This is a genomic window from Maribellus sp. CM-23 (genome assembly GCF_021354595.1).
Taxonomy (GTDB): domain Bacteria; phylum Bacteroidota; class Bacteroidia; order Bacteroidales; family Prolixibacteraceae; genus Draconibacterium.
Genome location: NZ_JADWYJ010000006.1, coordinates 96322 through 116663, shown reverse-complemented (window position 1 = coordinate 116663; position 20342 = coordinate 96322). Strand labels below are relative to the sequence as shown.

Below are 20342 nucleotides of genomic sequence, written 5' to 3'. Positions count from 1 at the left end.
ATTCACCTCACTTACTTCCTAACCAATAAGCGAAGCAGAATTAAATGCTGCCATTCCTTTTATTTGTATGATAATTTTTGCTTTTAAACTACCTTTGAAAGAATAAGGCCCGTGCACAACAACAGGCCCCGGCAATAATCGAAACCTCAAAAAGAGCCAACCATGAATACGTATGCCGACACAACACAGGAGAACAAAAGCCAATCGGTAGCCAAAGCCGCTTCTCAAAAACAGGACAGCAACGAATCCGTTTCTCAGTTTGCCGATAACCGGCCGGAGACCGTTACGCAAAGGCAGCTGCATGAGATGGCCAATAATAGTCCGCATACCGCGCCTGCACATCAGTTGAAAGCGATGGCCGATGATCACCCGGCTCAGGCACCGCTGCCCGTACAAAAGAAAGAAAACAACACGGGTTTGCCTGACGATTTGAAGACAGGGATTGAAAACCTTTCGGGCTACCCGATGGACGATGTGAAAGTGCATTACCATTCGGATAAACCGGCTCAACTACAGGCTCATGCTTACGCACAGGGAACGGATATTCATATCGCTTCGGGGCAGGAAAAGCACTTGCCCCACGAAGCCTGGCATGTGGTGCAGCAAAAGCAAGGCAGGGTGAAAGCGACCATGCAAATGAAAAGCGGAGTAAGTGTAAACGACGATGCCGGGTTGGAGCAAGAAGCAGATACGATGGGAGAACGTGCGTCGAAGCTGGGTTCTGCACAAAAAAGTACTGACAAGTCGGCTAAAAAACCGGCCAATATTTCTGACAGCGATGTAGTACAAGCTTTCGGTCTGGCCAATGTTGTTTTGAACATCGATGAAGAAAGCAGGCAGCCATTTGTCGACCGGATCAATTTTAAGGAACGTGTTCCCACCACCACGCCCGGGTCTTCGCAAGGCGATCATACGGTAGCCGAAGCGCTGATAGAAGCTTCGATAAAATCCCTGGAATATAATTTCATTCCCGACTTTTTAGAGGGGCTCCTGTCTTTAATTCGCCGCAATCTTACCGGAGAAGAAGAGGCCCAGCATACCGAAGAAACCGGAGAGGGCCGCTATACAATTGACCCGGGATCGGTCTATCAGGAAATCGAATCGATTAGCATGCAATACACTGAAATCTCTCCTTTTTTAATCTCCCAAAAGTTATCCGACATTACCACCAAGGTTTGGCGCTTGCTGTCGAAAAGAGATTTAACAGCTTTTGACCGGAAAGAGGGCATGACCACAGGAGGGGGAAATGGCGTGGACGAAGCAGCAGCCATGCGTGAAATCAGAGCATTGGAGGTACCGGAAGTAGGTTGGAACCAACAACCATTTATTGACAGGGTAGCCAACATACTGGCCCAACTCATTGATATTAAAGAGACCACAATGCCCGATGAAAATCAACAAAAAATATGCAGACGGGCAGCAGAACACGTTGGGGATGTTTTATACATTCAAAGTTCTGACTGGAAAAACCGGGTAGCAGCATCCGTATACAATTTAAAACACGCTAATGTAGATGGCAAACGTATGGCTCCCGCTCCTGCCCCGCCTCAGTTTAATTTTTTATGAAATGAGCAGTAAACAGCGGCAATCACTAAAAGCATCTTATTCCATACAACGGTAATGCACAATCCTCCAACACCTTGGTCCGGCAAGGCAAACAAACAGCTTGACTTTTCAACAGAGCTTCCTGCAAATTCAAAAGAACACCCTATATGTTCAAATGAACGATATGTAACTTCAAATAAGCATCTTAAATGTTCGAAAGAGCTTTGTACATCTTCAAATGAGCGATGTGCAAGTTCAAATGAGCATCCTGCACGTTCAAATAAGCATTGTAAAAGTTCAAAAAAGCTTTGTGCATCTTCAAATGAACGATGTAAAAGTTCGAATAAGCGTTGTGCAAGTTCAAATGAGCATCCTGCACGTTCAAATAACCATTGTAAAAGTCCGAAAGAGCTTCGTGCATCTTCAAATGAACGATGTAAAAGTTCGAATAAGCTATGTGCAAGTTCAAATGAGCATTCTGCATGTTCAAATAACCATTGTAAAAGTTCAAAAGAGCTTTGTGCATCTTCAAATGAGCGATGTAAAAGTTCGAATAAGCGATGTGCACAGTAAAAAGAACAAGGTTGCGTTTCAAACCGACGATATACTTCTTCAAAATAGCGATGTAGCTTTTCAAATTAGCAATGTGCACCTGCCAACGCAAATCTGTTATCCCGGCTTTACCTTATGTGCAAAGGGCTCCGGATTTAGGGTCTTCCTTTCGTCCCCGATTCAAATAAGAAAAGCAGCCCGTCTTTTAAACTGTTTTTGGGAACGTGCCCTTCGTTTTCATAAATATGATAAAAACAAGCGGTGTGGCTGCCTAAATGGTTCTTTACCAAGTCGGAGAAATCGGTCATTTGCCGATGAACGGTGCCGTCAGGATCGAGCGGATCTTTTAAGCCGTGGGTAATAAATAACTTTTTCCCTTCGAACTGCGCTGCCTGCTGAAAAGCTGCCTGACTCAATTCCTTAAAAAACGGTTCGCACCCCGGAAACGCCCCGCTGCAGGCAATAAAAGACTGAAACAGCGAAGGTTTGCTTAAAAATGCATAAAGCGTAAATACGGCACTAAGCGACTGCCCGCAAACAATCCGCTCATCAGTGGTTCGGTACTGCTTGTCGATGTACGGTATAAGTTCCGTTTCGATAAACGCCAGGAAATTTGTTGAGCCCAGCGCTTGCGATTCGGGGTAATACCTGGTGTGCGTTGGCCACATATCGCGGTCCCTGTAAGTATTTTCAATGGCTACCACAATCATGTCAGGCGCACTTCCCGTTTCGCGCGATAATTGCCGAATGGCCGACACGGTCTTCCTTACTAATTGCTGATTGCCGTCGAAACGATACAAAACCGGGTAAGATTCAGCTGAGTTCACGTAATCATCCGGAAGGTGTATCAACAAGGTTCGGTCCTCGCCCAGAATAGTTGATTTTAAACGCACACTGAACCCGTTTTTACTGGTCATGTGCCGCGCGTATACAACTCCCAACAAGGTAAGGGAAAATAAAACGGTAGCAATTAGGCTGATTTTTTGTTTTTTAGTCATGTGTTTTAATCTTAAAGTGCTCCGACTAAAATACGTTGCCCAACCAGGAGTTTTAGGGAAATTTCAGCGAGTGGTTCAATAAATCAGTAAACGGTACAAGGCCTTACGCCTGAAACCGATCAAGAACCGTTTTAGCGCATCTCCGGCTCATCGTTACGGTTTGATCGATTCCTTTTACTGTAACCTCAAAAGTATTATTCTGCCTCTTTTCGATGTTCTCGACATAGTTCAGGTTAACGATCGACGAACGGTGAATCCTCCGAAAATGTTTTTTAGGCAAGATTTCTTCCCATCTTTTTAGTGAATAACTGCTTAAAACCATTCTATCTTGTTTCTCGGCCATTACATTCGAGTAATAGTCGTTCGCCTGGATCAGTTTTATCGCACTGACCTTAATATTCAGAACCTTATTTTTTACAGGAAGAAAAAGGATGTCCTCATAATCTGACTCCTTTTTCTCCAACAGATCCTGCACATTTTGTATGTCGAACGAGCTTTTTTCGTTTGCTTTCACCGACAGCGGTTTATTCTCTGAAAGGATCAGGAGCAATATGACAGCCAGTAAAATAATCGAATAGATCAATGCCTTAACCGGATAAAGACCCGGCTTTACGACAAATGCTCCCTCGCCGGAAACCATCCACCACGAAAAGTGATGCACAATCATCCAGAAAAAAGTAGCCACATAAACACAAAGAACAGCCATCAACAAAAAGTTTCGGTTGGATTGTATTTGCGATCTGAGGCTTTTAATTGCTTTGTATCCCAGGAAACTGAACAGCATTCCGCCAATTGTGTACAACAAACTATGCAGAAGGATAACAGCCCGGAACTTTTCGGTACCAAAAAAGTAAGTCGACAAAATATTGACGGCGAAATAGCACAACCAGAAAGCCATGAACCCCGCCAGCTGAAGCCTGTTCGCGAATAATTTGTTTTTCATACAATCACATCAGCAGTAAAGTCTTATAAATTTAACGGATTATTTCAGTAAAGCATAAACAATCAAACAGAATACTTAAAGGCCACAATGCGAGAATGCATAAATGCTTAAATGCGTCAATTAGCAATTAGCTTCAAGCTATCAGCCATTGGCTATTGATCATTGATGATTGAAATTCAATCCTTTCTTCCCTGAACACTGAGACTGTGTACTGCGACTGATCACTGAAAACAGCTCCACAATTTCCTCCGTCGTGATTTGCTGGAAAAGATCGTTGGAATTGATAAATTTATCGGCAAGCGAGCTTTTAGGGGCTTTCAACAAACAATCGGCAACAGGTTTTCTTGAATCACTTCCCCTTGGCCCGCGACGGAATAGTTTTACCTTTATAAAATCAAAACAAACAACATGGAAAGTGATTTCAGACTGGCCGTTCTGATCGACGGCGACAACATACCATCAGCCTATGTAAAAGAAATGCTGGAAGAGATTGCCAAATACGGCAACCCAACCATCAAACGAATATACGGCGACTGGACCCGGCCCACACTTTCGAAATGGAAAAACGTACTGCTTGAAAATGCGATCAACCCCATTCAGCAGTACGGCTACACACAAGGGAAAAACGCGACCGATTCGGCGATGATTATCGATGCAATGGACATCCTGTACGCCGGGCAGGTAAACGGGTTCTGCCTGGTGTCGAGCGACAGCGATTTTACCAAACTCGCCACCCGCCTGCGTGAAGCCGGCATGAAAGTATTTGGCATTGGCGAAAAGAAAACTCCGGAGCCTTTTATCGTGGCCTGCGATAAATTCATTTACCTCGAAATATTGAAATCCGACACCAAAGAAGCTGAAAATACCGCAGTTACCAGTAAAACAGAGAAAAAAGACGATGTAGACAAAATCACTCCCAAAGTAGTTCGGCTGATTTCCTCCACCATTTCAGACCTGGCTGACGACGACGGCTGGGCATTTATGGGCGATGTTGGCAGTTTGCTTCAGAAACGCCAACCCAACTTCGACTCGCGAAATTATGGCTTCGAAAAACTTACTCCGCTGATCAACTCCATCGGCAAATTCGAAATCGATCAGCGCGACAGTTACAAGGGAAAATTCAAACTGATCTACGTGCGAAACAAAAAAGGAAAATAGCCGGAAGTCAGAAGATCGAAGCAGGAAGAAAGTCACTGGTCATTAGTCATTGGCAATTGCATATTGATTATTCGGAAATCCATCCATCAAACAATGCGAGAAGGCTTGAACGCCCAAAAAAGCTACAAGCCATTAGCTACGAGCTACGAGTAACTGGGCATTGAATATTGGTTTTTCATTATTGCAACAACTGAATCCGTCCCTGAAACTGAGAATGAATACTGCGACTGATCACTCTTCAACCACAATGCGTGAATTCAAAAATACTTTAATGCATGAATGAGCTGCTAGCCGCTAGGGACAAGCTATTGGTTATTGTTTTTTGAACGTTGGATATTGATTATTGAAGATTGATAATTGGAAATTCAATCCCTTCCTCACTGAACACTGATCACTGAGACTGCAAACTGCGACTGAATACTGATTACTCAGTCCCTCAATCTCATCAATCCTTCAATCCCTGCAAAAAGTCACTTAAACAACTCCACAATTTCCTCCTTGGTGATTTGCTGAAAGGGATCGTTGGAATTGATAAACTTATCGGCGAGGGAGCTTTTGCGTTCCTTTAGTTTCTGAATTTTTTCCTCGATCGAATTTTCGGTAATAAAGCGGTACACAAATACGTGCTTGTCTTGTCCAATACGGTGTGCACGGTTAATGGCCTGGATTTCGGCGGCCGGGTTCCACCACGGATCGATGATAAAAACATAATCGGCTTCGGTAAGGTTAAGCCCTACTCCACCGGCTTTCAGCGAAATCAGGAAGATCCGGTTCTCATCGTTTTCCTGAAACTCTTTGATCACCTCTTCGCGCTTGGTGGTTTGCCCGGTAAGCTTCGAATATTTCCAGCGCTGCTTTTTTATTTTCGATTCCAGCAGTTCGAGGTGCGTAACAAACGACGAGAAGATCAGCACCTTGTGTTTCTCGGCAACCAGGTTCTGCAACATCCGGAAAATCTCGTCGAACTTACCCGAACTTTCACCCGCATCCTTCTCCAGCAGCGACGGGTGATTGGCCAGTTGCCGCAAACGCGTCAATCCCTGCAATACCACAAACTGCGACTTGTTCATTCCCTCTTTTTCGATGGCTGAGAGGATCGTATTCCGGATGATTGATTTTTCCTTGTCGTACAGTTTTTGCTGATCGTCAGCCATGCTGCAAATACGCACTTCTTCCATCAGCGGAGGCAGGTCGCGCGCCACTTCCATTTTCTTGCGGCGCAATACAAAGGGACGGATCATCAGTTGCAGTTTTTCCATCTGCTCTTCGTTCGCGTGCTTTTCTATGGGCGTAATAAACATTCGCTGAAAAAAGGCCAGGCTTCCCAGCAGTCCGGGGTTCAGAAAGTTCATCTGGCTCCACAAATCCGACAGCGAATTTTCGATCGGCGTCCCGGTGATCACCAGTTTGTGACGCGCCTTTATTTTCATCAGCGCCTTGTACGTTTTCGATCCCGAATTCTTGATCGACTGACTTTCGTCCAGTATCAGGTAGAAAAACTCGGTGGCCGCCAGCATCTCGCTGTCGTTGCGCATGGTGCCGTAAGTAGTAAGAATAATGTCGTAAAAGCGGGCAATCTTACCAATGTCTTCCACCTTTTTGCGTTGCAGCCCCACGTATTTGTATACTTTCAGCGAAGGCGTGAACTTGGCAATTTCGTTGCTCCAGTTATGCACCAGCGAAGTGGGCAAAACAATCAGGCTGGCAACTTGCACTGTTTCATCAGGCGCACTGCCACCAAACATATCCAGCTGACCATTTTTGTCGGTCTCGCCGGTTTTTATCGGCTGCTGACTGCGTTTCAGTTTTAACAAAAGAGTTAAGGTCTGCAAGGTTTTCCCCAGCCCCATGTCATCGGCCAGACAACCACCCAGTCCGTTTTTGTACAGGCCGTACATCCAGTTAAAACCTTCCTCCTGATACGTCCTCAAGCTGGCTTTCAGCTTCGACGGCAAAACAGTTTCTTCTTTTTCAACATCTTTCAGTTTCAGGAATTTCTCCTTCACATCGCTGTCGATTCCTTCAAAACTTTGCTGCAGCAGCGTAAAATGGTGCTTGTGAAACTCGATGCGCTCGCCTTTGTCTTTTCCGTAAGGCAGCAAGCCTTTGTAACGCGCAAACCACTCGTCGGGCAAAATGGCAATTTCGCCGTTGGGCAGCGCAAACTCGTGAATGTCGTTCAGAATGTATTTTTTCAGCCGGATAAACGGAATGCTAAACTCGCCAAAACGAACCACCGCATACACATCAAACCAGTCGCCGCGTGTTTGTGTCTTTAATTCCAGATGGCCGCTACCCGCAAAATATTTTTTATCGCCCTGCTTTTGCACCGCTTCAATGCCGTACTTTTTCAACTCGTCGTGCTGTTCTCCCAACCAATTCAGCAAATGATACAGGGCATTTTGTTGCTCCAGCACTTCGGCGCCTTTTAACTGGTAATAGCCGTTAAATTCTGCCAAACCTTTCTGCTCAAGCAGCTTTATCACTCCACCTTCCCATTCAAAGTCGCGCACGGTTTTCAGGAAAACATACGACGAACCTTTTTTCTGAAGACTCACCGAAGTTTGTTTGGCCGAGCCCGGCAGAAAATTTTCCTGTCCGTAGGTGAAGCGAAGCACAAAAGCCGGGCGGTATTGCAGATCCACTTCAAGCGAAAGAACCGCTTTTTTATTGATGTCGGCCTCGCGAATTTCAAACCCGCTGGCCTTTACATCGAAATCGCGGACAGTGTTCAGGATAAAGCCCGAATAATACTTTTCTTCGATGGTGTTCGGGACCGAAACCACGTCCTTTTCAAAAAAAGGCATCAACCGCTTGGCATTCAATTTCTCGAACGCAATTAGCTGGTCGCGGTACAACATCAGGCAGGGTTCGTTGGTGATGATCCGGTTGGTGCGTTTCGAAAGCAGCAACTCCTTCCCCTCCATAAAAACCTTTAGCCGGTAACGGGTTTGCAGTTCGGTACGCTCGAAATAAAACTCGGGGCGCGCAAAAACCGGCGGCACATGAATCACATCTTCATCATAAAGATTTGAATACTTGGCCTCTTTTTTAAACAAACGAACCGGGCTAAGCATCAACACCGAAGCCACATCCATCATGCGCTGTTCGATAAATGGAAGCACCTGCCGCTGAAATACACCAGAATCGAGACGCGAGAAAAACTCAGAAACACTTTCTGCCCTCGAAAAACGCTTCATCAAACGTTCGTCGCTGTATTTCTCGATGGTCTTTACCAACTCCTTCTCATAGGGACGCCACTCGTATTCCGAATCCTCAAAATCGTGCGGTTTCACCAGCCTCACCACAGTGTAAAATTTCTCCAGCCTCCTAATTAAAAAAGGCTGAAAAACCATCCCTACAAAGCGGTGTTCGGTCAGTGCAATTATGAATTCGAGCTCTCCCATCGGTTGTTTTGAAAGAATTGTAGTTCTTTTTTTTCCTTATTGAACAAAATGACTCTGATCAAAAGAACCCCAAATATAAAACCGCTGCAGTAAACAGCCACAGGAATTGACTTTTTTAACAGGTTTAGAAATGTAAATTTTATGTAGCCTCGCCTCGCGAAGGATGTTATATTTGCAAAAACAATACTCAAAAACGATCACTTATGAAGAAGCTCTTTATCCCAAAAATAAGCGCAGAGAAAACAACCGATACTGAACAAGCCTCGCAGCTGCTGGAAGCAAAAGCGCAGCTCCAGGAAATTGACACACTGAACTGGGAAGCCTTTTCGTACAAACCTTTGCTGAATTTCCGGATTGCCCACACCGGCAACGAAATCTGGCTGAAATATTATGTGCGCGAAAAGTACATCCTTGCCCGCGAAACCCGCATTAACGGCGATGTTTACAAAGACAGCACCGTTGAATTCTTTATTTCGGTAGACAGCAAGAATTATTACAATTTTGAATTCAGCTGTATCGGAACACCGCATGTGGCACACGGCCCGGGCCGTGGAACCCGGAACTTTGTTTCGCCCGAACTGCTCAAAAAAATTGATATTACTTCGACATTAGGTTCCGAACCTTTTAATGAAAAAACAGGCGACTTTTACTGGGAAATGATGATTCGCATCCCGGTTGAATGTTTTGCCTTCGATTCACTTAAAACCTTTGACGGATTAAAAGCCACGGCTAACTTCTACAAGTGCGGCGACGAAACTTCGGAACCCCATTTTGTTACCTGGAACCCGGTAAAAACTGAAAATCCGGATTACCACCGTCCCGAATTTTTCGGAGAGATTGAATTTGAAGCTTAAGAACTCAATAAATATGCGCTTAGCGGATTCAAACCGCTTAGCGCATACTTTTCTCTTTTGAACCTTCCACCCTCTCAAACATCCAAAAGAAATTTTTATGTTTAGCGGCAAAGTCGTAATTTGTTGCCTGGCTCACCCAAAATGAGCCTCCGATTTTTGCAACGGAACTAAACACTTATGCCCTACCGTTGTTAGTTTTTTGAGCAATTCGAAAAATGTAATTTATGTCGCAACTGGAAATTCTGAAAAAAGAACTGGGGAAACCGTATTTCGATCTTGAGTTTTTATTGCACTGCCTGAAAGAAGTACTGGAAGAAAACCGCGAAACCGAACTTTCCGAGTCCATCCCCTGGCTTTGCGAAAACGAACATTACGACGATGTACGTTTTACCCGCAAGCATTTTCATTTGTTTTCCATCTCTTTCCAGCTGTTAAACCTGGTGGAAACCAACGGCGCCGTTCAGAACCGCCGAAAAACGGAGGAAGAGAGGTCGCTCTCGGCCATTAATGGATTGTGGGCCAACAGCCTCGAATTGCTAAAAAAGAACGCGGTTGCGGAAGAGCAGATATTGGAAACATTCTCTGAAATAGAGGTGCAACCCGTGCTTACCGCACATCCTACAGAAGCCAAGCGCCCTGTGGTGCTGAAAAAATACCGGGAGCTGTACCTGCTGTTGGTAAAACGCGAAAACTCGATGTACAATTCGTTTGAGCGCGAAGAAAACCGCAACGAGATCAAACGCGTGATCAATGCCATCTGGCACATCGATGAGTTTTACATGGAAAAACCCAACGTGGAAACCGAGCTCGAAAACGTGATCCATTATTTCACTAATGTTTTCCCTGAAATCGTATCCATCAACAACCGGCGTCTGGTTCAGGCATGGGAATATGCAGGCTTTGATCCGCACAAGCTGGTAGACAATAACGTATTTCCGCAAATTCGCTTTGGAACATGGATTGGTGGCGACCGCGACGGACATCCTTTTGTTACGGCTGACGTTACCCGTCATACCCTGCAAAAACTACGGCTGAATTCGTTTCTTATATTGAAAAATGAACTGACTACATTGGGCGAAGATCTGAGCTTTTACTTCCGGATAAATCAATTACCAGAGGGCATTTCAGAGCGTTTAAAAGAATTGATTGCTGAAAATTCGGATGAATTAAAACCCGTGGTTGCCCACAACCGAAAAGAGGCTTTCAAATTATATGTAAGCCTGCTGATCGCCAAACTTCCGGTAAAAATCGGGCGAGAACAGTCCTTCGAATTGCTGGACACCCCCGAAAGTTACAGCAACTCCAAACAGTTGATCCGGGATCTTGAAATCCTGAAAGACGGCTTGTACCAACTCGGAAAAGATTCGCTGGTACATAGTTCCGTTTATCACACCATTCAACTGGTAAAAACCTTTGGCTTTCACATGGCTGAACTGGATGTTCGCCAAAACAGCGCTTATTACGAAAAGGCTCTGAACCAGATTGTGGACGAGTCACACTTATCAAGCATGGATTTTGACAAGGGAAAATCGGAGATCATTCGTTCCGAGCTGGAATCGAACCGGCCTTTTATCCGTGACTGGAGCCACCTGCCCACAGAAGCGAAAAGTGTGCTCGACTGCTTTGCAGTGCTTCAGCAGCATTACTCAAAATACTCGGGTGCTGCACTGGGCTCGCTCATCATCAGCATGACCCGCAACCTGGACGACTTGATGACGGTTTACATTCTTGCGAGGGAAGCCGGATTGACGCATTTCGACAAAACCCCCATCTTGAAACTGCACGTCGTCCCCTTGTTTGAAACGATTGACGACCTGAAATCAAGTCCGAAAATTCTGGAAGATTACCTCCGGCAGCCGGTGGTGCAAAACAGCCTGGAATACCAGCGAATCGCGCGTGGCCGGAAACGCCGGATTCAGGAAGTAATGATCGGCTACAGCGACAGCAACAAGGACGGAGGAATTCTGGCAAGCACCTGGTACCTTTACAAAGCCCAAAAAGAACTGACCGAATTAGCCAATAAGTTCGACATCGATTTAAAATTTTTCCACGGAAAAGGAGGATCGATCAGTCGCGGTGCCGGCCCGGTTCATTGGTTTTTCAGAAGTCTGCCCAATGGCACGCTTTCGGGTAAAATAAAGATGACCGAACAGGGCGAAACCATCGAAAAGAAATATGCCAACAAAATAAACGCGGCCTACAATCTCGAATTAATGGTGTCGGGGGCCACGCTCAACACCCTGCTTCACCGGCAAAACACACAGGGGAACCTGGTGGCAGCAGAAATTGTCGAGTATTTGGGGCGCGAAAGTAAAAAGATCTATACCGACCTGCTACACAACGAACATTTCCTGGAGTTTTTCCGTCAGGCCACTCCTATCGATGTGATCGAACAAAGCAAAATCGGATCGCGTCCTTCACGACGAACCGGAAGACAGACTTTTGAAGATTTGCGGGCAATTCCATGGGTCTTTAGCTGGGGCCAATCGCGTTTTCACATTACCAGTTGGTACGGAGTAGGCTCTACGCTCGAAAAACTAAAGGCGGAATTTCCGGATAAGTTTCAGACGCTAAAAGAACTGGTGCGCGAAAACCAATTCGTACGTTATGTGCTCACCAACATCGACACCAGTCTTGCCAGCACCGACGAAGAAATTATGAAGCTTTACGCCGGGTTGGTAGAAAAAGACAACGTGCGGGATTCAATACTTCCTCTTATTTTAAAGGAGCTGGAAAAGACGCACGCTTTTATGGAAGAATTACTCATGCGACCGATGGAAAACAGGCGCAAGAATCACTTTCATTCTACTGCGTTGCGAGCTGAAGCACTCGATTTCCTGCACAAAAACCAGGTGAACAACCTGCGAAAATGGAGAGGAATGGACAAGGCTTCGGACGCAGAAAAAGAAACAACGCTCAACGAATTGCTCATTTCTGTAAACGCCATTTCCAACGCCATGGGAACAACAGGATAATCCTTTTTTACGTTGTAATCATAATTTATCAGGACCTCAGTTTTCTTCGGACACACCTTCGATTTCACCTTTTAAAAGCATTTGAGAGGCAACAATTTGATTGTGTCATTCAATAAAAATGGACAATCTATTGTTGCAGGATAAACCCGTATCTCACTCCATCTTCTTTAAATAAATTTTATCTTTATCGGAAGTTTTTAAACAATTTTAAAAAATACTATGATCCGGAAATTCATTACCCTGGCCGTCCTGACAATTTCCCTCTTTTCATGCAACAAAACCGATAACGAAATTTACAAAGATTCAACTGCTCCGGTCGACCAACGAGTGGATGATTTATTGTCCCGCATGACGTTGGAAGAAAAATTCTGGCAACTTTTTATGATTCCGGGTGATTTAAGCGATGGAAAAGAAAGATATAAACACGGGATTTTTGGATTTCAGGTAGCCACAAAAGGCAAATCGGGGAATTCGGCAGAACAGTTACTTGACTATTCGGGAGGCAGCAACGCGCGCCAGACAGCGGAACTGATCAACAACATTCAAAAGTATTTTGTGGAAGAAACGCGTTTGGGGATTCCGATTATTCCTTTCGATGAAACGCTTCACGGACTTGTTCGGCCGGGCGCTACCGCTTTTCCCCAGGCAATTGCACTGGCAGCCAGCTGGGATACTACCATGATGCAGCAAGTGGCGCACGCCATTGCCACCGAGACCAAGTCACGCGGCATCCGGCAAATACTTTCGCCTGTTGTAAACATAGCGCGGGATGTACGTTGGGGACGCGTGGAGGAAACCTATGGCGAAGATCCTTATCTCTCTTCAGAAATGGGGGTTGCCTTTGTTTCTCAGTTCGAAAACATGGGGGTGCTAACCACACCCAAACATTTTGTTGCCAATGTGGGCGACGGCGGACGCGACAGCTACCCGATTCATTTTAACGAACGTCTTTTGGAAGAAATCTACTTCCCGGCATTTAAAGCTTGTTTTACCGAAGGAAAATCATGGTCGGTGATGACCTCGTATAATTCGCTGGACGGAAGGCCGTGCACTGCCAACGACTGGCTGCTAAACAAAAAGTTAAAGGAAGAGTGGGGTTTTGACGGCTTTGTTATTTCAGACGCCGGAGCTACCGGGGGTGCCAATGTCCTACACTTTACCGCAAAAAACTATGCTGAAAGTACCGAACAAGCAATTGCAAACGGACTGGATGTTATCTTTCAGACTTCGTACGACCATTACCCGCTTTTTTGGGAAGCTTTTGAAAAAGGAATGATCGCCCCAAAAGCGATCGACGAGGCTGTTCGCCGGGTGCTTTTGGCCAAATTCAAACTTGGCTTGTTTGAAAATCCTTACATTGATGCGAAAGAAGCCGATCAGTTTAACGGTACCCAAGAACACCGTGAACTGGCAAAAGTGGCGGCGCAGAAATCCATTGTATTACTGAAAAACGAAAACGAAACGCTTCCGCTTAGTAAAAATATTCAGTCGCTTGCTGTAATTGGTGTTGATGCCCGGGAAGCACGTTTGGGTGGCTATTCGGGCCCGGGAAACAATCCGGTCAGTATTCTGAATGGCATCATAAATAAAGTGGGTGAGAAAAACGTAAACTATGCGCCGGGCTGCGGAAGGCAAATCGCAGATTACACGACAGTACCTTCTTCTTCGCTTTTTACGATTGAAAACGGAAAGAAAATCAACGGACTGACAGGCGAATATTTTAACAACAGTGAATTAAACGGAGCACCTGCGCTGACCAGAACTGACCGGCAGTTGAATTTTGGCTGGACCTTGTTCTCTCCCGATCAGGAAAAGATAAATTACGATTGCTATTCGGTTCGGTGGACCGGTAAATTGTTTGCGCCGGAAACAGGAACCTTTGAAATCGGGATAAAAGGCGACGATGGCTACCGCATTTACATCGACAATCAGCTGGTACTCGACAATTGGAAAAAACAGACAGTCAGAACGCTGACAACCCAATACCGTTTTGTAAAAAACAGGGAATACGATGTACGCATCGAGTTTTATGAAACAGTTGGAAATGCGCGTTTTAACCTTGTATGGAATGTGGGTGTAAAAGATAATTCGGAACAAAAAATCAGCGAAGCAGTGGCACTGGCACAAAAAAGTGATGTAGCCGTTGTAGTGGTTGGAATAGAAGAAGGCGAATTCAACGACCGTGCCTATCTTTCGCTTCCGGGGAAACAGGAAGAATTGATTCAAAGAGTTGCTGAAACCGGAAAACCGGTAGTTGTAGTATTGGTAGGAGGAAGCGCCATTACCATGACCAACTGGATTGACCAGGTACCAGCTATTGTAGACGTTTGGTACCCCGGCGATGAAGGCGGAAATGCCGTGGCTGATGTGCTGTTTGGAGATTACAATCCGGGGGGCAGGCTCCCGGTCACTTTCCCGGTACACGAATCGCAGCTTCCGCTCTATTACAACCACAAGCCCACAGGCCGTGGCGATGATTACCGCAACCTCACAGGGAAAGCGCTTTTCCCCTTTGGATTTGGCTTAAGCTACACCGAATTTCAGTACAGCGACCTCCGATTCGACAAACAGCAAATCGGGCAAAATGAAAGCACCACAATACGTGTAAATGTTACCAATACCGGTAATTACGACGGAGATGAAGTGGTTCAACTCTATATCCGGGATCTGTTTGCATCGGTGGTACGCCCCTTAATGGAACTAAAAGGTTTCGAGCGAATTCACCTGAAAAAAGGAGAAACCAGGGAAGTGAGCTTTTCCGTAACACCGGAAACGCTGAAAATGCTCAACGAAGAAATGCAATGGGTAGTAGAACCGGGTGACTTCCGGATCATGGTGGGAGCCTCTTCCAACGACATTCGACTTCGCGGAATCTTGCATGTTAATGAATAAATCTGAAATTATAAAACCAATTAAAAACTATAAGATGAACCCAAAAATGAAAACAACCGTCCTCCAGTTCTTTCTTTTAATCTTTCTGATTACTTCCTGTTCTGTAGAAAAAGGGGAACAATTTCAGCTTGAAAAATGGACAATGACCATCAGTAATAAAGGAAAGATCATTGAGTTGAAAGACAACAGCACAGGCATGAATCACTTGCTTCCTGAACGTGAATCGTGGCTGCTTACATTAAAACAGGATACGGTTATTCTAAAGCCTCAACAGGCATCCTTTCAAAAAGACAAGCAAACACTTTCCTTGAATTTTGAGAACAATATTTCCGTTCAGGTAAACATTCAGCCTAAAAAAGATCACATAACTTTTGAAGTGGCTTCCGTATCGTCGGAAGATGGGATTGATGCATTGATTTGGGGACCTTACTATACCGATCTCAACAACAGCATTGGCGAAGTAGTTGGCATCGTTCAGGGCGAAGAATTTACACTCGGATTGCAGGCCTTGAATCAAAAAACATTGGGTGGCTATCCGTGGACTGACGACGATTTTCTTCCGCAACTGGATATTTTCAGCCAGTCGGATTCTGAAAATATGGAGAAAGAAGAAGGTACACCTTACACGCTTTATTCGGTTGAAGCTGCGAAACCCGTGCACAACGGTAGCTCGCTGCAGGCGTACACGCGTAACAGAAGTCACGACCGGGTGATCAAAAACTGGGGACATGAGAAATACCTTGCTCCGGCATACAACGATGGCGGATTGGTGGGTTCAAAAATTGCCCTTTTCGGATGCGCTACCGAAAACACCTTGCACACCATCGGCGAAATTGAAGTGGCGGAAGGCCTTCCCCACCCGACCATTAACGGCGAATGGGTGAAAACTTCTCCGGTGATCAATTCGTCGTATCTGATCATGGATTTTAACGAACAGAACATGGAGGAATGCCTCAAATACACGAAACTTTCGGGCTTCAATTATTTGTACCACAGCCATCCGTTTGCATCGTGGGGACATTTTCCCTTGCTGCAAAACCAGTTTCCGGATGGATACGACGGGATGAAAGCCTGCGTAAAAAAGGCAGAAGCAGAAGGAATACACATCGGCACGCACACACTCACCAATTTCATTAATACCAACGATCCGTATGTAACACCAATTCCCGATAAAAGACTGGCAAAAGTAGGCAGCTCTGTGCTGACAAAAGCTATTGGAACAACTGAAACGGAAATTGAAATTGAGTCGCCCGACTATTTCAACCAGTTTCAAAACAATAACCTGCGCAGCGTGGTAGTTGATGATGAAATCATTCGTTACGGCTCGGTTAGTGAAAATGCGCCCTGGAAATTGCTCGACTGTCAACGCGGTGCGTTTGGAACAACTGCAGCTGAGCACAAAACAGGAAGCAGCATCGGGAAACTGGCCGACCATGCGTACAAAGTTTTTCTTGGAAATGCGGAACTCGACAAGGAAATTGCGGAAAACATCGCGCATTTTATGAATTACACAGGGGGGCGCATGCTCGATTTCGACGGTGTGGAAGGAACCTCGTCTACCGGAATGGGAAAATACGGTGAAGCACTGATGGTTTCGCAATGGTACGATCATTTAAACGACGATCTGAAAAGCCACTTTCTGGTGGGCTCGAGCCGCACTCAACATTACCTGTGGCACATTTATTCTCGTATGAACTGGGGTGAGCCCTGGTATGCCGGTTTCCGCGAAAGTCAAACAGAATACCGCCTGGCCAACCAGAAGTTTTACAAACGTAACCTGATGCCGGGAATGCTTGGGTGGTTCAGAATGACGGAAAGCACGCCCGTGGAAGACATTGAATGGATGATGGCGCGTTCTGCCGGGTACAACGCAGGATTTGCATTTGTTTCCAGTCTTCAGACGATTCATTCGAACGGCAGTGCCGAAGAAATTTTCCGGATCATGAATTTGTGGGAAACAGCCCGCTTGTCCGGTTTATTTCCGGAAGATGTCAGAGAAAAAATGCGGGATACATCTACCGAATTCCGAATGAAAAAGACCGACGACGGATCGCTGGTGCTTACCGAAGTTTTCTCGCACAAATTTAAACACGAAAACAAAACCCGTCAGCCGGGAGAGCCCTTGTATTCTAATTTCGAATTTGAAAACACCTCAAAAGACCAGCCTTTGGGAATGATCATAACAGCGCAAAATGCAGACGTATCCGACATTAAAATGGAAATCAACAATTACAAAACGCTCACTTTTCCGCTTGTTCTGAAAAAAGATCAGAGCATCAAAATTACGGGAACGGGAGAAGCTGTTGTGTACGACAAAAACTGGAATAAATTACAGTCGGTTACTGTTGAAAATTCGGAAATTCTTGTGACCAAAGGTAAACAAACCGTTACTTTTGACTGCAAGTTTCGCAATACCGGCGACAATGCCAACGTTAAAGTGGAACTGATTTTGTTAGGCGATGATACAAAAATCAACTGACATTATTTTCACAAAACAAAAGCTATACAGAAAACAGATGAGTACAATGAAAAAACTATGGACGATCGCGCTGTTGATCGCCGGATTGACAGCGTGCCAATCCTCTGGAAACAAAAACACACAAAGTAGCGAACCCACCGAAACCGCAGCAGAATTTTCCGATGCACAAACCTATGTTTCCGACGACGGGCATTATCGCTTTTCGGTTAGTTTTAAGAACCCTGAAAACATTCGGGTAAAAGACCTCGGCAACGGAAAAACCTACGACCTTACCATTACACGGGCAGCCAGTGGAGCCAAATATGCGGACAGCAAAGGAAACGTATTCTGGACGAAAGGCGACGGTTTTATGTGGATGAAAAACGACGAGCTGATCACCTCCGGCTCGTTGCTGGAAAGCACTTTTACAGGCAATTACATTACAAACGACTATTTGAAGCGCAACGAAGGTTACGACTGGGTGGCAGTAAAAGTAAAGCGTACCGGGAAAGACCAACTGTTGTTCCAGGTACGTTCGCGTGCCGACAAGAAAAAGCCTACCTGCACCTGGGATGAAAAGGCTTTTCGGGAATCGGACAACCGGTATTACGCTTATGTTGACGACAATAAAATTCTGTTTACCTTCTCCGGCGATACCTTGTCCATTGAACCTGAGTCGGAAGCCGGAAACAACGCGCTTCACTTTTTTTGTTCGGGTGGTGTCAGTCTGGCAGGGAAATATTTCAAGACTGATGAAGCACTCGATCCGGAACAGGTTGACCCAACTGTTTTCAGCAAAGTTTTAAAATTGCAGGGCATTGGCTTCAACATAACTGCAACGCGCAACAACGGTATGTCGGAAGTAACTATTTCTCCTTTTGGTCTGGAGATCGACAACCGGCCGGTAACTCACGAAATGGAAGGAAGCATTACCGATGCTGAAATTGAGGATTTGAATGCCGATGGTTCTCCCGAAGTGATGATTTATTCGCGTTCGGATGGTAGCGGAAGCTACGGAAATGTTCTCGCCTACTCAGTCAATAACCGTAAATCGATGAGCGATGTGTACTTTGCTCCGGTAACCGGAAACCCGGCTTTGAGCAAAGGCTACATGGGCCACGATGAATTTCGCGTGGTTGAAAATTACCTGGTACAGCGTTTCCCCATTTACAATGAAGGCGACAGTAATGCCAAACCAACCGGCGGTATCCGTCAAATCACTTACAAACTAGTAAATGGAGAAGCATCACGGATTTTTGAAGTAAAGGACATTGTACACTTTGAAGGCAACTAGCAGACAGTAACTGGAAGAATTGAATCATCTGCCAGAACAATTCTGAATGATTATAAAAGAAGCAAGCGTTTGTTAAGAATCAAAAAAACAACAAAAAAAAGGCTATCCTGAGAATGCAAACAGGATAGCCTTTTTCGATTAGTAACCAAGCCTATTTAAGCCAAGTTGTTAATTACATTCTTCATTTTTTGTTGCACTTCGGCAGCAATTTCGCCCAGGTGTTCATTTCCAACATTGATCATCGAAGCAATCGGGTCAACCGCAGATACCTCTACCTCTCCATTATCGTTCTCCTCCACAACCACATTGCACGGCAGAAATACGCCTATCTTATCTTCGTTTTGCAAAGCCTTGTAAGCAAAATGCGGATTGCAGGCCCCCAGAATCTTGTACTTTTTAAAATCAACATCGATTTTAGCTTTAAGCGTGGCACTAACATCGATCTCGGTCAATACGCCAAAACCTTCTTTTTTCAACTCGGCAGTAACGATTTCCAGTGCCTCTTCGAAACTCTTGCCTTTTAGTACGGCATTAAAATAATAACTCATAATTCTTCCTTTTTTCGTGTAAGTTATGACAAGTACACCCTATAAACAAGAATCAGGCACATTGGTTTCCTGTTACTTACTATAAAATGTTACCGGCAGGTAAAAACAAAAAGCCTCCCACCCGATAAGGATGAGAGGCTGTATCTTTTTATTCAACTAAATCTAAACTACATGTACCTCTTCCACTATTTCGCGGCCTTTTTGCATGGCTTCCAGGTTAAGCGGAATGAGTTTATGATAGCGTTCGGGCAACGATTTTGCCAGGCCTTTTTCCACATTGTCGGGCGACAAAATGGGACGCACCTTCAGATAACTGCCAAAAACAATCATGTTAAACACTTTGGGATTTCCCATTTCAACAGAAGCTTTGGTAGCTTCCACCCTAAAAATGTTGATATCCGTTCTTGTAGGCGGATGAACAATACCATTAGGGTCGTAAAGCAAAACGCCCCCCGGTTTTACCGCCTTCTCAAATTTATCCATACTTTGCTGGTTCAGGATAATGGCAGTGTCGTACTCCTGCAGCACCGGCGAACTGATCCGCGTGTCGCTTACGATTACGGTTACGTTGGCTGTTCCACCACGCATTTCAGGCCCGTATGAAGGAAACCAGGTTACTTCTTTGTCTTCCATAATTCCTGAATAGGCCAGAATTTTGCCCATCGAAAGAACACCTTGTCCGCCAAAACCGGCGATTATCATTTCTTCTGTCATTGCT

The 20342-nt window shown here is 45.1% G+C and carries 13 protein-coding genes; 7 read left to right on the top strand and 6 right to left on the bottom strand.

Translation table 11 applies throughout. From position 1 onward, the window contains the following. Positions 1-162 precede the first annotated feature (162 nt). On the top strand, positions 163-1566 hold the full coding sequence (locus INQ51_RS19200) for a DUF4157 domain-containing protein (RefSeq protein ID WP_233379574.1): 1404 nt from the start codon (positions 163-165) through the stop codon (positions 1564-1566). A gap of 184 nt (positions 1567-1750) precedes the next feature. On the opposite strand, the gene INQ51_RS19195 is transcribed toward INQ51_RS19200, so the two are convergent. From INQ51_RS19195 to INQ51_RS19185, 3 genes are all read right to left on the bottom strand, one after another. Beyond that, positions 1751-2161, bottom strand: coding sequence for a hypothetical protein (locus INQ51_RS19195; protein ID WP_233379573.1), 411 nt, complete (start codon positions 2159-2161; stop codon positions 1751-1753). A 91-nt stretch (positions 2162-2252) separates the two neighbouring features. Further along, complete coding sequence (locus INQ51_RS19190) at positions 2253-3095, bottom strand: alpha/beta hydrolase (RefSeq protein WP_233379572.1); 843 nt, start codon at positions 3093-3095, stop codon at positions 2253-2255. Positions 3096-3198: 103 nt separating this feature from the next. Continuing rightward, complete coding sequence (locus INQ51_RS19185) at positions 3199-4038, bottom strand: LytR/AlgR family response regulator transcription factor (RefSeq protein WP_233379571.1); 840 nt, start codon at positions 4036-4038, stop codon at positions 3199-3201. 408 nt (positions 4039-4446) lie between these two features. On the opposite strand from INQ51_RS19185, the gene INQ51_RS19180 reads away from it, so the two are divergent. After that, positions 4447-5196, top strand: coding sequence for an NYN domain-containing protein (locus INQ51_RS19180; RefSeq protein WP_233379570.1), 750 nt, complete (start codon positions 4447-4449; stop codon positions 5194-5196). Between the two features lie 470 nt (positions 5197-5666). On the opposite strand, the gene INQ51_RS19175 is transcribed toward INQ51_RS19180, so the two are convergent. Continuing rightward, on the bottom strand, positions 5667-8603 hold the full coding sequence (locus tag INQ51_RS19175) for a DEAD/DEAH box helicase (RefSeq protein ID WP_233379569.1): 2937 nt from the start codon (positions 8601-8603) through the stop codon (positions 5667-5669). Between the two features lie 203 nt (positions 8604-8806). On the opposite strand from INQ51_RS19175, the gene INQ51_RS19170 reads away from it, so the two are divergent. The 5 genes from INQ51_RS19170 to INQ51_RS19150 all read left to right on the top strand — a co-directional run bounded on the left by INQ51_RS19170 (position 8807) and on the right by INQ51_RS19150 (position 19076). Further along, positions 8807-9457: a carbohydrate-binding family 9-like protein gene (locus INQ51_RS19170; RefSeq protein WP_233379568.1), complete on the top strand. Its 651-nt coding sequence runs from the start codon at positions 8807-8809 to the stop codon at positions 9455-9457. A 224-nt stretch (positions 9458-9681) separates the two neighbouring features. Further along, positions 9682-12432 carry a phosphoenolpyruvate carboxylase gene (locus tag INQ51_RS19165; protein ID WP_233379567.1) on the top strand — a complete coding sequence of 917 codons (2751 nt, stop codon included), beginning with the start codon at positions 9682-9684 and terminating at the stop codon, positions 12430-12432. 219 nt (positions 12433-12651) lie between these two features. Then, positions 12652-15324, top strand: coding sequence for a glycoside hydrolase family 3 protein (locus INQ51_RS19160; RefSeq protein WP_233379566.1), 2673 nt, complete (start codon positions 12652-12654; stop codon positions 15322-15324). Positions 15325-15358: 34 nt separating this feature from the next. Next, positions 15359-17803 carry a hypothetical protein gene (locus INQ51_RS19155; protein ID WP_233379565.1) on the top strand — a complete coding sequence of 815 codons (2445 nt, stop codon included), beginning with the start codon at positions 15359-15361 and terminating at the stop codon, positions 17801-17803. A 46-nt stretch (positions 17804-17849) separates the two neighbouring features. Then, a complete protein-coding gene (locus tag INQ51_RS19150) occupies positions 17850-19076 on the top strand; it encodes an MliC family protein (protein ID WP_233379564.1) in 1227 nt (408 codons plus the stop codon). A 155-nt stretch (positions 19077-19231) separates the two neighbouring features. On the opposite strand, the gene INQ51_RS19145 is transcribed toward INQ51_RS19150, so the two are convergent. Together INQ51_RS19145 and INQ51_RS19140 are read right to left on the bottom strand one after the other, a co-directional pair. Continuing rightward, complete coding sequence (locus INQ51_RS19145; protein ID WP_233379563.1) at positions 19232-19624, bottom strand: DUF302 domain-containing protein; 393 nt, start codon at positions 19622-19624, stop codon at positions 19232-19234. 162 nt (positions 19625-19786) lie between these two features. Next, positions 19787-20338, bottom strand: coding sequence for a 2-oxoacid:acceptor oxidoreductase family protein (locus tag INQ51_RS19140; protein ID WP_233379562.1), 552 nt, complete (start codon positions 20336-20338; stop codon positions 19787-19789). Between the last annotated feature and the right edge of the window lie 4 nt (positions 20339-20342).

Coding starts and splice junctions, on each gene's coding strand:
- INQ51_RS19200 (WP_233379574.1), top strand. CDS start 163: ATGAATACGTATGCCGACACAACACAGGAGAACAAAAGCCAATCGGTA.
- INQ51_RS19190 (WP_233379572.1), bottom strand. CDS start 3,095: ATGACTAAAAAACAAAAAATCAGCCTAATTGCTACCGTTTTATTTTCC.
- INQ51_RS19185 (WP_233379571.1), bottom strand. CDS start 4,038: ATGAAAAACAAATTATTCGCGAACAGGCTTCAGCTGGCGGGGTTCATG.
- INQ51_RS19180 (WP_233379570.1), top strand. CDS start 4,447: ATGGAAAGTGATTTCAGACTGGCCGTTCTGATCGACGGCGACAACATA.
- INQ51_RS19175 (WP_233379569.1), bottom strand. CDS start 8,603: ATGGGAGAGCTCGAATTCATAATTGCACTGACCGAACACCGCTTTGTA.
- INQ51_RS19170 (WP_233379568.1), top strand. CDS start 8,807: ATGAAGAAGCTCTTTATCCCAAAAATAAGCGCAGAGAAAACAACCGAT.
- INQ51_RS19165 (WP_233379567.1), top strand. CDS start 9,682: ATGTCGCAACTGGAAATTCTGAAAAAAGAACTGGGGAAACCGTATTTC.
- INQ51_RS19160 (WP_233379566.1), top strand. CDS start 12,652: ATGATCCGGAAATTCATTACCCTGGCCGTCCTGACAATTTCCCTCTTT.
- INQ51_RS19155 (WP_233379565.1), top strand. CDS start 15,359: ATGAACCCAAAAATGAAAACAACCGTCCTCCAGTTCTTTCTTTTAATC.
- INQ51_RS19150 (WP_233379564.1), top strand. CDS start 17,850: ATGAAAAAACTATGGACGATCGCGCTGTTGATCGCCGGATTGACAGCG.
- INQ51_RS19145 (WP_233379563.1), bottom strand. CDS start 19,624: ATGAGTTATTATTTTAATGCCGTACTAAAAGGCAAGAGTTTCGAAGAG.
- INQ51_RS19140 (WP_233379562.1), bottom strand. CDS start 20,338: ATGACAGAAGAAATGATAATCGCCGGTTTTGGCGGACAAGGTGTTCTT.